This is a genomic window from Alkalinema pantanalense CENA528 (genome assembly GCF_050753345.1).
Lineage (GTDB): Bacteria > Cyanobacteriota > Cyanobacteriia > Leptolyngbyales > Leptolyngbyaceae > Alkalinema > Alkalinema pantanalense.
The window spans coordinates 23,299-36,004 of record NZ_JBLZFX010000020.1 but is presented as its reverse complement, the minus strand read 5'-3'; the positions used below and the strand labels follow the sequence as shown (position 1 = coordinate 36,004).

Annotated in this window: 12 protein-coding genes; 4 read left to right on the top strand and 8 right to left on the bottom strand. The window is 49.9% G+C overall.

From position 1 onward, the window contains the following. Window positions 1-150: 150 nt before the first annotated feature. A complete protein-coding gene (gene pyrH / locus ACN4EG_RS08940) occupies window positions 151-879 on the top strand; it encodes a UMP kinase (RefSeq protein ID WP_431628999.1) in 729 nt (242 codons plus the stop codon). Then, complete coding sequence (gene frr / locus ACN4EG_RS08935; RefSeq protein ID WP_431628998.1) at window positions 869-1,414, top strand: ribosome recycling factor; 546 nt, start codon at window positions 869-871, stop codon at window positions 1,412-1,414. The genes pyrH and frr overlap by 11 nt, the downstream gene beginning before the upstream one ends. Window positions 1,415-1,711: 297 nt before the next feature. Here frr and ACN4EG_RS08930 read toward each other — a convergent pair whose 3' ends face one another. The 3 genes from ACN4EG_RS08930 to ACN4EG_RS08920 form a co-directional block, all read right to left on the bottom strand. Further along, the gene (locus ACN4EG_RS08930; RefSeq protein WP_431628997.1) at window positions 1,712-2,833 is read right to left on the bottom strand and encodes a geranylgeranyl reductase family protein; all 1,122 of its coding nucleotides are present in this window, start codon (window positions 2,831-2,833) and stop codon (window positions 1,712-1,714) included. A gap of 244 nt (window positions 2,834-3,077) precedes the next feature. Continuing rightward, window positions 3,078-3,881: an RDD family protein gene (locus ACN4EG_RS08925; protein ID WP_431628996.1), complete on the bottom strand. Its 804-nt coding sequence runs from the start codon at window positions 3,879-3,881 to the stop codon at window positions 3,078-3,080. A gap of 87 nt (window positions 3,882-3,968) precedes the next feature. Then, window positions 3,969-4,973, bottom strand: a complete 1,005-nt coding sequence (locus ACN4EG_RS08920; protein WP_431628995.1) for a hypothetical protein — start codon at window positions 4,971-4,973, stop codon at window positions 3,969-3,971. A gap of 217 nt (window positions 4,974-5,190) precedes the next feature. On the opposite strand from ACN4EG_RS08920, the gene ACN4EG_RS08915 reads away from it, so the two are divergent. Beyond that, complete coding sequence (locus ACN4EG_RS08915) at window positions 5,191-6,174, top strand: stage II sporulation protein M (RefSeq protein WP_431628994.1); 984 nt, start codon at window positions 5,191-5,193, stop codon at window positions 6,172-6,174. Window positions 6,175-6,295: 121 nt separating this feature from the next. Here the strand turns inward: ACN4EG_RS08915 and ACN4EG_RS08910 are convergent, their stop codons facing one another. The 3 genes from ACN4EG_RS08910 to ACN4EG_RS08900 all read right to left on the bottom strand — a co-directional run bounded on the left by ACN4EG_RS08910 (window position 6,296) and on the right by ACN4EG_RS08900 (window position 9,064). Beyond that, window positions 6,296-6,556, bottom strand: coding sequence for a hypothetical protein (locus tag ACN4EG_RS08910; protein ID WP_431628993.1), 261 nt, complete (start codon window positions 6,554-6,556; stop codon window positions 6,296-6,298). A gap of 122 nt (window positions 6,557-6,678) precedes the next feature. Continuing rightward, window positions 6,679-8,304, bottom strand: coding sequence for a C39 family peptidase (locus ACN4EG_RS08905; protein WP_431628992.1), 1,626 nt, complete (start codon window positions 8,302-8,304; stop codon window positions 6,679-6,681). Window positions 8,305-8,614: 310 nt separating this feature from the next. After that, window positions 8,615-9,064: a peroxiredoxin gene (locus ACN4EG_RS08900; protein ID WP_431628991.1), complete on the bottom strand. Its 450-nt coding sequence runs from the start codon at window positions 9,062-9,064 to the stop codon at window positions 8,615-8,617. Between the two features lie 167 nt (window positions 9,065-9,231). On the opposite strand from ACN4EG_RS08900, the gene psb32 reads away from it, so the two are divergent. After that, window positions 9,232-9,945: a photosystem II repair protein Psb32 gene (psb32, locus tag ACN4EG_RS08895; protein WP_431628990.1), complete on the top strand. Its 714-nt coding sequence runs from the start codon at window positions 9,232-9,234 to the stop codon at window positions 9,943-9,945. Between the two features lie 139 nt (window positions 9,946-10,084). Here psb32 and ACN4EG_RS08890 read toward each other — a convergent pair whose 3' ends face one another. Together ACN4EG_RS08890 and ACN4EG_RS08885 are read right to left on the bottom strand one after the other, a co-directional pair. Beyond that, entirely contained in the window at window positions 10,085-10,471 is a 387-nt protein-coding gene (locus ACN4EG_RS08890) for a DUF4346 domain-containing protein (RefSeq protein WP_431628989.1), read from the bottom strand. Window positions 10,472-11,468: 997 nt separating this feature from the next. Beyond that, the gene (locus ACN4EG_RS08885; RefSeq protein ID WP_431628988.1) at window positions 11,469-12,224 is read right to left on the bottom strand and encodes a hypothetical protein; all 756 of its coding nucleotides are present in this window, start codon (window positions 12,222-12,224) and stop codon (window positions 11,469-11,471) included. Window positions 12,225-12,706: the final 482 nt, after the last annotated feature.

The following is a 12,706-nucleotide window of genomic DNA, read 5'->3' as shown; positions in this document are numbered from 1 at the left end:
TGGTTTTGCTAAATGTTGACCTTATGGGCTGGATCATTTCATCCGGTTCTGGGCTTAATTGTGGTAACAGAAAAACTGTCATCTACTGTTACTGAAGTGCATCTGTCCTGGTATCGTAGGTTGGAAATCTTCGCAATCGGATAGGCGGGCATGAGCGTAACATATCGACGAGTGTTGCTGAAACTCAGTGGGGAAGCCTTGATGGGCGATTTAAATTATGGAATCGACCCTGAGGTAGTAGACGGCATCGCTCAAGAAGTTGCAGATGTAGTGAAGTCCGGTGTTCAGGTCGCGATCGTGGTGGGTGGAGGCAATATCTTCCGAGGCGTGAGTGGCGCAGCAGCCGGGATGGAACGGGCCACGGCGGACTACGTGGGGATGATTGCAACGGTGATGAACGCCATTACCTTGCAGGATGCGCTAGAGCGGATTGCGGTGCCCACCCGGGTGCAAACCGCGATCGCCATGCAGGAAGTCGCGGAACCCTATATCCGTCGTCGAGCCATTCGCCACTTAGAAAAAGGCCGGGTGGTTGTGTTTGGTGCAGGTTCCGGTAATCCTTTCTTTACCACGGACACCACCGCAGCCCTCAGAGCCGCTGAAATTGGAGCCGATGTGCTGTTTAAAGCCACTAAGGTAGATGGGGTCTATGATGCGGATCCAAAGAAAAACCCCGATGCGAAACGCTTCGAGACCTTGACCTACTCGCACGTTCTGACCCATGATTTGAAAGTTATGGATGCAGCGGCGATTTCCCTTTGTCGAGAGAACCATATTCCGATTATGGTATTTAACCTCTCTGTGTCCGGAAATGTACGCCGTGCTGTAATGGGTGAACCGATCGGGACGATTGTTGGAGGAGATTGTGATGTTAGCTGATGTTGAAGAGCGGATGAAAAAGTCGGTGGAGTCTACTGTGCGAGCGTTCAATACGATTCGGACGGGGCGCGCCAACTCCTCTCTGCTAGACAAAATTACGGTGGAGTATTACGGTTCGCCGACTCCCCTCAAGCAGTTGGCTAATATCAGCACGCCGGATTCGACGACGTTGCAGATTCAACCCTACGATCGCTCGTCACTGTCGTTGATCGAAAAAGCGATTTCCATGTCTGATATTGGTCTAACGCCAAACAATGACGGGTCTGTGATTCGGTTGAATATTCCCCCGTTGACCAGTGAGCGCCGTAAGGAGTTCGTCAAACTGGCGGCGAAGTATGCGGAGGAAGGTAAGGTTGCCATTCGCAGTATTCGTCGGGATGGCATTGATGCGGTGAAAAAACAGGAAAAGGACAAAGAAGTTTCGGAAGACGAGTCCCGCGACCTGCAAGACAAGCTGCAAAAGCTGACGGATAAGTACATTGCAGATGTCGATCGGGTGCTCGCAGAAAAAGAAAAAGACATTATGACCGTGTAGACCCACGATCGCATCGAAGTAATCGACAACAAAGAGCCGTCTGATAGACGGCTCTTTTTGAATTAGCGTGAGTTTGCTGAATTCGTGGTGCAGCGCGATCGTCGGGGCTGCTGCGCAGCGAAGATCGGGGAACTTCTCCCCGCCCCCCTGCTATGTCAGGGGACTCTACTCCCCCGACACCCCCCGAAAGTGAATTCTCCGTCCCAGTACGGGGGATTTGTGAGGGACATTGGTGTAATCGAACCTGGTATGTATGTCAAACCTACATTAAGCCTCAGATTTATGGCTGTTGAGTAGTTAACCCAACCCCGGAATTAATCCACCACTCAACCGCTTCAGCGCACGGGTTGCCACGTCAGCATATTTCATTTCGCCGCACATAATTTTACCCAAGCGATCGGTGGCGGTAGGCCGTTTCACGCCAACTTTGTAGCCAATTTGGGGCACCCGGTAAAAAATGCCAGCCAGCTTTTGCGCCCAGGCCATATCCTTGCCCCATTCTTCTTGAATGAGTTTGGTGTAATTGGCCAAAGCATTGGCATTTCCGGTCAGCGCTTGGTCGATCGCCTCCGCGGCCTTTACCCCGCTAAACATGGAAGGCCGAATGCCTTCGCCCGTGAACGGATCAACCACCCCTGCCGTTTCTCCCGCCAGCAGGGCATTGCGGGTATGCAATTGCTCGTCGCCATCCCACACAGAAATGGCCCCTTCCGTAATCTTGGCTTGGCTGAGGTTGTAGCCCTGGAGGCTGGAATATTCCGACAGCGCTGCCTTGAGATCTTCGTTGCCCTTGCCTCGGAAGGTTGCTGTGCCGATCGAATAGCCTTCTGCCTTAGGAAAGCTCCAAATAAAGCCGTTTTTGATGATACCGAAGTCGAATTGGGCGCGGGTAATACCATCCTGAACGGGGAGTTCTAGCAAGGCTCCAGTGCGCACCTCCCGAGGTTTGAACCCGAGCCACTGCGCCATCGGCCCTTTGGCTCCATCGGCAGCGATCAAATAGCGGGCTTGCAGTTCGCCGTCTGTCGTTTTGACCTGCCAATGGTCGCCACGAAATTCGATGCCCGTGACTTCGGTGCGATCGCGCCACTGGGCCCCCAGTTTTTCCGCCTGTTGCAGCACATAGAAATCAAAGGCCGCCCGATCGACCATCCACATCGGTTCCGGCGTATTCAAGCTGGCATCTACGGGGTCACTGACCCGCCAGGTATAGCGAATATCTGATACTTTTTTGGCAATGACGGGGCTGAAGTCAAAGTCAAACCATTGGCCTACAGCGGGAGATACGCCACCACTACAAGCTTTTTGCCGAGGTAGAGCCGCCCGCTCCAACACCATCACAGAGCGTCCACGCTTGGCCAAATGGTAAGCCGCAGATCCGCCGGCTGGCCCCGCACCCACCACAATGCAGTCAAACATAGAATTATCCATAGAGCTTTATAGGACTCCTGATCGGAACTTTAATACAGCTAACAGTCTTTTCGGATTGTTCTCCAGCCAATCAGCAAGAACTTTGTTCAAGATCACAGGTTTGATGAAGATTTACTTCAAGATCTACATGAATCTCAGCAAAACAGACCGTCTTGGTAGAACAGACCTTGAGTTCAGCCCCAGCCTTAGACAGGCTAAGAAGTAAACGTGGAGAACGTTTCCACCAGCGGATTTAAGCTAACCAGCGATCGCCAAATTGTTGCTGGTAGGCCAAGTACACTCCTTCCAAGAATAAATCTGGAGTCATATCGAAGGGCAATTTGTCTAAAGTCAGAACTTTTTGAACTTGTTTGGCTAAGTTGAGACTTGTGGTGGCCTTGGCATCTGCCGATAACTGGTTGCGCCGTTGGAGGTATTCCCGCACGATCGCGAAATCATCGGGGAGCAACTGCGTCAGATCGGCCACGGCGAGCAGGCGATCGGCCACCTCCTGCGCTTGGCCTGAGAGGGGAAAGGCCGCAGATCCCACAGGGGGTAATTCTTCTTGAACGACGACTGTTCCCGCTGCCCAGTCCCCTATGCGCTTTTCCTGTTTACCTAACACAATGAACACAAAGCCCAGAAATAATGTGTCATCGATGGGGCGTAGCAATGCTCTTAATGTGGCCTGCCGCAGGCTAACGGGTTGTCCATTGTCTTGAATAACGCGAATTTTGGCCCATTTTTTCCCTGGGGTTTGGCCTTTCCAGAGGGTTTCAAAAAAGATGAAATACCCTACAAAAATGACAAAGACGATCAAAAAGGGAATGGCGATCAGCCAGTTGCTCAGGCCCGAGTAGTCGATATTGAGTTGGAGGAGATATTCGGTGAGTTGGAAGGACAACGCCAGCCAGAGCAATAAAAAGACAACAATTACCAAAGCGAGAATGTGGTAGTCCACTAAGAGCGCAAAGGCTCGGCTACCAATACCTGCCAAGGTAAATTCCAGGGCAACGCTTTCCGGGGTGTAGAGGGTGATGCGGTTGAAATATTTCATGGGTAGGGTGCGATCGCATAGGGCATTCTACCGATCGCGCAAAGGATGAATTGCCAAAGGTGAGATCGCGTCGGCACTGGCAACCAATTATCGATCGCGCAAGCTCAGTCCTAAGCCTTCCCGCCGACTGCGCAAATCGTAATAAATCACGGATTGAATGATCTGCCAGTAGGGGAGCGTAAGAATGCTAACGGTAAATCCCAAAATCATCGCAATGATTGAGCTAATAATGGCGTAACTGGGTGTAGTTCTTGGCAAACTAAGGGCAATCGTTTGATTGACTACATTGATCATCACTCGTAAGAGGACTTGAATGGGGAGTGTGATCAGAAATGCAACAACTAGGATTAAGATAATTCGGCCTGCATGTTTTTTGGTCAAGTTCCAACTACGCCCTAGAGAATCCGCTGCCCCCACATTATCTTCCACCGCGATCGTGACTTCTCGTAATGCAAACCGGGCAGATATCCAAGTTACCCAAGTTAGCCAGACAAGGGCTGCACCGATGACCAAGAGTAAGATTCCTAGGGCTAGGGCCGGATCGTTCATGATGGGTCTACCGGATGGAGTGAGGCGAATTGCACCGGAACCCGCTATCAAGCCAAGGAAAATTGCAAATCCGATCCACAGGACGATGGATATTCCCAGAATGAGGAGATTTAATAAAAAAGCACTGCCCAAAAACGACCATCGACGACTTTGGGTGATTCGTTGAACGACTTTAGGGTCTTCGGGTTTTTCCAGCAGTTCACTATGGGCTAGGCGAGTGATGGCAGCGGCTTGGGCGAGATAACAACTTAAACAGTAGATATATCCCATGCTCCAAGCGATCACAATGAGCCAAAAAACGCCCAATCCTTGAGCCGTTCCCGATCGGCCACCGACCATACTCACGAAGTAGACCGCAGGAACCAACAGTAACAATAGGGGCAATACCACCCAGAGTGTGGCTTGAAAAGCAATCCCCACATATTGATTGAAATGGGCACTATAGAGGCGGAAGGCCGCACTGACAACATTTCCTACGCTCAAAGGTTTGATGGGCGACGGCTCATTCGGGGATGGGCCATTGGAAGGTGAAGAAAATGACATAGGCGATTTATCCCAAATTGATCCAAACTAGGTGATCTGTTCACACATCGATCGAACAAATTTTTGCAATCAGATATTTGCAGTTATCTTAGTTTTATTCGCGAGTTGCCTAACCTTGGCAAAATTTCACTAATTATTTCATCCTAGAATCTGGGTCGATCGCGTTGCCTTGGCAAATGTTCCCTGGTCAGATAGTCCCTAAACTTGATAGCCCGTTATGAATATTCAGCGATGGATTGCCCGTAAAGAGCCTTCTTGGAAACAGTTGGAAGCGTTGCTGCAAAAGGCTGAGAAGCAAGGGATCCGATCGCTGACCGCCATAGAAATCCAGTCGTTGTCGAGCCTGTATCGATCGGTGTCTGCCGATCTCGCCCGCGCGAAAACCACCCAAGCCAGCCAAACCTTAATTTATGTACTCCAAGGGCTTACCAGTCGAGCCTACAATCAGGTCTACCAAGGTTCGCGGCGGCAGGAATGGCAGAAGGTTTGGATATTCTACCGCTGGAGATTTCCGGCAGTGGTGCAGGCGACTTGGGCTTATACGGCGTTGGCGACGGCTTTATTTCTGTTGGGAGCATTATTAGCTTGGTGGTTAGCTTGGCGGGATCCGGATTTTATTGCATTAATTGCCCCAGCTAGCTTGATTTCACAGGTGCGCGATCGGGGGGAACTGTGGATGGGCAATATTGTTGGTTCGGAACCCCTAGCCTCCAGCGGCATTATGGTCAATAACTTGGTGGTGTCCTTCCGGGTGATTGCCGGGGGCATTACCGGTGGATTGCTAACCACTTGGGCGCTCTTTTTCAATGGCATTATGATTGGCGCGATCGCCACGTTAGTCGGGCAAAACAACCTGGCCTATCCCTTTTGGGCCTTTGTGTTTCCCCATGGCGCATTGGAACTGCCTGCAATTTTTTTTGCGGGGGGAGCCGGATTTCTGATTGCGCGGGCGTTATTGTTTCCGGGGCAGTATCGTCGAGTGGATGCCTTTAAGATTTATGGAACGCAAGCGGCGCAGTTGGTCTATGGCATTGTGCCGATGCTCGTGATTGCCGGGACGATCGAAGGCTTTTTTTCGCCCAGTCCGATCGTCCCGTCACCTTTGAAGTATTTAGCGGGTTTACTGTTGTTGATCGGTTTAATAGTCTACTGCAGGCAAAGGACTCCCGATCGGAGTACAGAGATCGATCGAGTCGCTTAAGGCGCGATCGCAGATTAGCCTGAGGGATTTGCAAATAATATTCCCGATTTATCCTTCTACCCCCCAACCCGTTTACGCTCCTACCCCTACCTAATTGAGACTCTATGTATATACTATTCCCTTAGGCCCAGCGATTCACTTCCTGTTGTAGCCAGTCATCCACAGCTTGACCATCTTTGCGTTTCAGCTCAATTTCCGTTACCATAACCTCGCCCGATCCTGGAGGGGCAGGTTTTTGGTGGAACAGAATGTTATATTCTGCGGGATTGTGTCCCCGCTCCTTCAGCCATTCCTGCACCTTCATGGGCGCAAAAAGCGACTGTCCCTGCTGGAACATGCGGGTGATTTGCATTTGCAATGTGTACGGATTTAGGCGTGGCATAGGTTTGCTCAGTCCTCCTCGTCAGGATAATGAATAAGCTGGATCCTACAGACAATGAGCCCATCTCCCAACCACAATGCAGCTTGGAAGATGGGAACTCAAGAGAGATGGTTTCCCGGCGTTTACGCTTTCCGGATAAAGTGCGCCCACACATCCCCATCCACACCGCACATTTGTGTTGTGTAGTCGTAGGGATAAATCAGCTTGCGGCCTTCGGTGCTGGCATAGCCGTAATAACCATCCCCCCAAGGATCATTCACAATGTAGCCCTGGGGGGTGTAGCCCACCACGGTAACAATGTGGCCGCCATGGGTGAAATAGCCACACAGAACCACGGGCCGACGGTTCATCAGTTCTTCTTTGATGTCTTGCCACTTGTAGGTGGTGCTGAATTGGCTCTTAAAGCCGTAGGCTTCGATTAACTTAATGAGAACACTGTGATCCGTCTGGGATCCTGCCCCGTAGCGATCGAGGCACCATTGCAGCAGTTCATCTTCCAGTTGTCCGCCATCCTTCGATCGCACGCCGTAGTAGTAAAACACCATAGCGATCGACGTGACGTTGCAAGTAGACCAATAGAGGCGCGGATTGTCCCGTTGGGAGAAGTAGGGCACATTCAGTTCCACCTGCGGCGGAATGGGATTGAACGATCGCCCACCCCGCTGCATTTGCACAAAGTTCGGGAAAATATAGCCCGTATTGCCAAAGCCGGGAAATTCTTCGGTGGTCGAGAGCTTGATATGCCCTCCTTCGATCGTGTAACTCGACACGCCGTAGACCCGACCAGCAGGGGCGCTCACTTTATCCTCTGCTGCAAGTTTAGAAGAATCAACGGGCGATTTTTTCAGTACCGTATCTTGGAGGATGCGGGCGGTGAGGGCATCGGGATCGAAGGGGATTTCCTGGCCGAGGCGGGTTAAGCGCACATGCCGCCAATAGATAAAGCCGACATCGCCAAATCCGGCGATCGGGGTGGCCAACGTTACCCGAAAATGTCCTCCTAGGCAGGCATAGCCCTTAATTTGCAGCGTTTGGCCCTGCATCAATTGCGCTTTTTGGGAGTCGGGTAGGGCGCTGGAGTCTTCCCGCGATTTCTTCAGGAAAGTGGTGGTGGTAACTAGCATTTGGATCCCATCACCGGGGGTGTCAGGCACATCATCCACCGTGAAGCGCAGCACCTGAGTGCCTTTGCTCAGTTGCACATGGGCTTCGTAGAAATAGCCAAAGCTACCAATGGGTTCAATGCTTTCGGCCAGTTCCAACTTCAAGTGGGCATCCATGGAGCCGTAGCGGTTAACGTGAAAGATCTGCCCTGCCTTTACTAGAACCTTTTGCTGGTTATTTAACTTAGAAGAATCCTGGGAGGATGCTTTAAAGTAAGTGTCTCGTAATACCTTCAAGGTCAGCGCTTGAGCCACAGTTAAGGGATCACGGCTGACGGTCATGTAAAAAATTCGACTTTCGACTTGCTTGCCTGCGCTGTCAAATCCTTGAACGCGGAACCAACGTGCCCCTGGGGAGGAAAATCCCTTAGGCATATTGACTTCCCAGGTTCCGTTCTTGAGGGTGACAGGGAGGGAAAACTTATCCTCTGCCCGAATCGTTAATTTTGCGATTCGGGAGGCATCATAGCTCCCTTTCAAGATGACAGGTTTGCCTAGTAGAACTTCTTTAGGGCCACTGTAGACAGGGGGATTGGTGACCTTAGTGGCGAGGTTGGTGGTGTCTAGATTTGCTGTATTCGTCATAGGAGTATCCGGGAGGGATGCACAGGCTGATGGCCTAGAGGTGCAAGTTTTAGGTTGCTAGTTTTAAGGTGCAAGTGCTAGTGCAGCTTCAACCCCTTCAGGGTAACCTACGGATTTTCGATCGATCCAATTTCCAACAAATTGCCCTGGATCGCGGAATGATGAAGCCGCAAAAATTGACAAAAGTTTACGCTTTGTCCTTCCTGTATCAACATTAACGGCCATCAATCAATGCATAGAAAACAATGCATAGAAAAACCGATCGAATCTCCGATCGGTTTTCTGAGTTCCAAAAAATTAAGACGCGAACTTAAACTCCCAACGCGCTCAAAATATCGGTTGCATGGGTTTCGGTGTTGACTGTTTCGTAGACCTGCTGGATTTTGCCATCGGCACCAATCACATAGGTCACCCGTTTGGCATATTTGAAGCCGTTCATTTCCCCGGCTACGTCGTAGGCTTGGGTGATTGTGCCATCGGTATCGGCCAGGAGAGGGAAGGGCAGATTGAACTTGCTAGTGAAGGCTTGGTGGGAGGTGGAGTCATCCATGCTGACGCCGAAGACGGTAATGCCCTGATCCAGGTATTGCTGGTAGTTATCTCGGAAGCTGCAAGCTTCTTTGGTGCAACCGGGGGTGTCGTCCTTGGGATAGAAGTACAGGACTACGGTTTTGCCTGCGTAGTCAGCGAGTTTGACCGTGTTGCCGTTGGTGTCTTGAACGGTAAAGTCTGGGGCGGTTGCGCCAACTGGTAGAGCCATATGCTTCAAAACCTCTTGATTATTGTTCAAGATTGTACCTTGGGAAAATTCCAATGCGAAATGGCTGGGGGAGGGGCTGAGATCGGTTTTCCTGGGCTAGCTCATCTTTTGAACCACTGAAAACGGTAACCTAGTGAAAAGAATTATCATGGCAATATTTTGAACTTATGAGTCATCTTTTCCACCAGACTGGCCAAGCCCTCCGGCGGCTTTGCGCGATCGGTCTGATGTGCCTGTTGGCGACACAACTGTTCCTGGCTCCTGCCTGGGCGACCAGCATCTACGAAGTGCCGGATTTTGAAGAAAATTCCCATGTGGTGGATCAGGCGGAAGTACTGAGCCGTGCCACGGAAGGCCATATTAATGGAACGTTTCGGGATCTGGAAAAGGCCACTGGTCAAGAAGTTTATGTGGTGACGATCCGTCGCTTGGATTACGAAGAGACGATCGAGAGCTTTGCCCAGGCATTGTTCCAGCGGTGGTTTCCCGAGGCGGCTGATCAGAAGAATGTCACGCTAGTCGCGATCGATGTTTTGACGGACAATACTGCGGTCGTTGTGGGAGACGGCGCAAAGGCGCGGCTGACGGATGAGATTGCTGAGAGTGTGGCGAAGGAAACGGTTTTGGTGCCGCTGAAGTATGGTAATCGCTACAACCAGGCGTTTAATGATGCAACCGATCGCATTGCGGCGGTGCTGTCTGGTAAAGAAGATCCCGGCCCCCCTGAAGTGCAGGATACGGTGAATGTAGAAAGTACGTTCGCTTCGCCGGAGGAAACGGAGGAAAGTAATGCAACGGTCTGGGTAATTGTGTTGTTGGTATTGGCGACGGCGATTCCGATGGCGACCTATTATCTTTATGTTTACTTAGGCAATCGGTAATTTTAGGCAAAGTCAATAATCGATCTATTGCAACTCGTGCGATCGAAACTATCGTGATCAAGCAATAAACCAGCGTGAATGAAAGTATTTACGCTGGTTTGTTTTTGGATTAATTCGATCGTTTGATAAGTTGGGTCGCTTAATCTTGTACGTATTCTTGGCCGTTGTAGAGGGCGATTTCTGCCCGTACAAATTCCCGACCTAAGTAGGCTGCGTGGTCTAATCTCAGCGTGATTGAAGGTTCGGGTTTTTCAAACAGTTCGATGCAGAGTTCTTTGGCAGTTCTACCGCGAAAGACGGCGATCGGTTTGCGTTCCAGTTTGGCGTTGCAGGGGAGGGGTTCTCCGGTCGCGGGGTCGCAGGCTAAGCCTTTGTCGTTGATGGTGTTGCTGTAGAGATCGGCGCAGATGTGGCCGGCGGCCCGATCGAGGTAAATCAAGAAATATCCAGTTTCGTCTAGTTCAATGAAACGGTTGGAGAGTTTGTCGTCTAAAACTTTGGCGTCGGTGAAGGCAAGGATGGTCATGGGCTTACTTCAATCTGAGAGGGTTGAATGGTGGATGGTTTGCTTTGGAGATGGAGCTTCGATCGTATTATAGTCCTACCTTGTTGGCAGCGATCGGCCCACAATTGCCCAGGGTTCTCTGTCTACGGTTGTGGAAATGGGTGAGGTGTAGCACGATCGGTTACTTAGCGTTGAACATCTATCAACATTGATTGCACGAGGCAGATACAAATTGCTCCAGCAGCAAAGTTATATTAGCCCTTTTGCACTCCTCCCCTTTTGTATTGAACACTTTGATTGATTACCAAAAAAGTACGACGAAAAGAAATGGACTAGCGGAAATACAGGTCATCATCGCTACGAGATAAGGAAGCCATCGTAAATTCTGACTGATTGTACGTTGAAGGGCGTATAGCAACCCGAACAGAAGGATTAAGAATACTAAGAAACCAACAAAAGTTGCCATGCTGTCGTTTTCATACATTTGCACTCCCCCCACATCCGTATACCTACCCCGTAAAGCTCCACGAGCTAATCCACAGGCGAATCCTGATACAAAGACAGCGACAATGGATAAACCAGTAGACAGGAGATGTTTAAGTGCTAAGGAAATGAACTTCCACATTATGTTTATCCCACCTGTACACCTGAAACGACTGCTCTATGATTGACTAAGGGCTGAAGTCTACTAAGGGATTTGCAAAGAAATAATATCCCCTCTTCATTCCCCTACCCTCCTACCCTTTTACTCTCCTACCCCTACCCAATTGGGATTTTATTTATGCACTGTTCCCTAAGGGCTGAAGCTGTAATTTTTATCGGTGAGGTTCAAACCACTACCTTGAACTCATAACCTGGAGGGCTAAAGTTCGGCCTTAGCTGCTGTGGGTGATCTTTCGGAAAAGGCGATCGCCCCCTGGTTCTTAATCCCACGATCGCCCTCAAAATACTGATCTATGGATGAACTCCTGACGAAACGATCGATCGTAATTTTGCGCCCAATTTCCGATGGTACTCACTATTCAGCCTTCATACATTCAAGCATGGCGCTTCTTGCTTTCATAAATCCAGTCATACTGGCACGAAAAACTTCTTTGCCATCCAGTTGCAGTGTGACTTCATTCTCTGCATTTGCACGACGCATCATCCCCACCATGTCAGTTAAGACCAGAATGCCAGAATTCTTGCCGTAGGGTATCAATGCTGCATTAATGGGTGCAGGTTCAGAGCCTTTAAAGGTGAGAGTGGGTTGAATCTCTTTGATTTCAGGGGTTGCAGGCATTCCAATTCCTTGAAAGAGGATGGCACCTGCTCCCTTTTGAGCCGGGCCAGAGAACAAGACAATGTTGGATACTTTAGGGGTTTCGGTAAATGAGACGGCACAATTTTTCCCCGTTCCATCCCCTTCGGAAGTCATTAACCAGATTCCTACGTTAGGCTCGTAAAACAGAATTCTTCCGTATTTTGCTTCAAATTCTGCCCGTTTAACCAGCGAGTCTAGCACTTTCATCATTGCTGGGTCGGGAGGAAGTTTGAGTGGGCTGGGTTCGGGTTTAGTGGGTTCAGGCAGGGGGCCATTGATCGCTGGTGTATCTTCTACCCACGCGCACGCAACCCCCGACTTATTGGGTTGTCCGCTGCTAGGATCTGGCACCCCGACTGGGCATTGCCAACGAGCGTTAGCTTTAGTCATCATCATTGTATTGATGACAGCAAGCGATAAAGCAGACAAAGCTAGTTTTGCAGATAAAGAAGAAATGCTGGTGAAATTCATAAATATCTTGGGGAAAGGCAAGAAGCTCAGTCGTGAATAGAAGCAATTATGACTCAGGTCGCGATTTAGGTCGCTTTGTAGAGGTTTAAGTTTCGAGTCTAGGGAGGTTATGCAATCTCATTCTTGAAGCATAATTTTACGATCGCGATTGATGCCTTACAACCTGATGCAATTTGTGTGGCAAACCCGATATCGTCCTCAACTATTCTTCTGTATCAACTCTAATAGGTAATCAAAGGGGTATGAACCCCGGCGGGGGGGAGTCCTATTTCTTAAAGGATGAAGAATAATCAGACTTCGTCGAAAGCTTTGTAGCAAAGACCTTTCAGCTTAAGGTTATTTTCTCTATCCTTTACGTCAGGGCACTACCCAACTCCATGGGGTGGGAATTTTCAGCACACAACGGACTCCTAGTACTTGGGTGTATGGCCGTGGTGCAAGATCTGAAGGACAGGTTAGCGTTTGGACAAACCACGATCGGG

What these genes read in the sequence shown, in the direction of transcription:
- pyrH (WP_431628999.1), top strand. Translation starts at nt 151, where the DNA reads ATGAGCGTAACATATCGACGAGTGTTGCTGAAACTCAGTGGGGAAGCC.
- frr (WP_431628998.1), top strand. Translation starts at nt 869, where the DNA reads ATGTTAGCTGATGTTGAAGAGCGGATGAAAAAGTCGGTGGAGTCTACT.
- ACN4EG_RS08930 (WP_431628997.1), bottom strand. Translation starts at nt 2,833, where the DNA reads ATGTTTGACTGCATTGTGGTGGGTGCGGGGCCAGCCGGCGGATCTGCG.
- ACN4EG_RS08925 (WP_431628996.1), bottom strand. Translation starts at nt 3,881, where the DNA reads ATGAAATATTTCAACCGCATCACCCTCTACACCCCGGAAAGCGTTGCC.
- ACN4EG_RS08920 (WP_431628995.1), bottom strand. Translation starts at nt 4,973, where the DNA reads ATGTCATTTTCTTCACCTTCCAATGGCCCATCCCCGAATGAGCCGTCG.
- ACN4EG_RS08915 (WP_431628994.1), top strand. Translation starts at nt 5,191, where the DNA reads ATGAATATTCAGCGATGGATTGCCCGTAAAGAGCCTTCTTGGAAACAG.
- ACN4EG_RS08910 (WP_431628993.1), bottom strand. Translation starts at nt 6,556, where the DNA reads ATGCCACGCCTAAATCCGTACACATTGCAAATGCAAATCACCCGCATG.
- ACN4EG_RS08905 (WP_431628992.1), bottom strand. Translation starts at nt 8,304, where the DNA reads ATGACGAATACAGCAAATCTAGACACCACCAACCTCGCCACTAAGGTC.
- ACN4EG_RS08900 (WP_431628991.1), bottom strand. Translation starts at nt 9,064, where the DNA reads ATGGCTCTACCAGTTGGCGCAACCGCCCCAGACTTTACCGTTCAAGAC.
- psb32 (WP_431628990.1), top strand. Translation starts at nt 9,232, where the DNA reads ATGAGTCATCTTTTCCACCAGACTGGCCAAGCCCTCCGGCGGCTTTGC.
- ACN4EG_RS08890 (WP_431628989.1), bottom strand. Translation starts at nt 10,471, where the DNA reads ATGACCATCCTTGCCTTCACCGACGCCAAAGTTTTAGACGACAAACTC.
- ACN4EG_RS08885 (WP_431628988.1), bottom strand. Translation starts at nt 12,224, where the DNA reads ATGAATTTCACCAGCATTTCTTCTTTATCTGCAAAACTAGCTTTGTCT.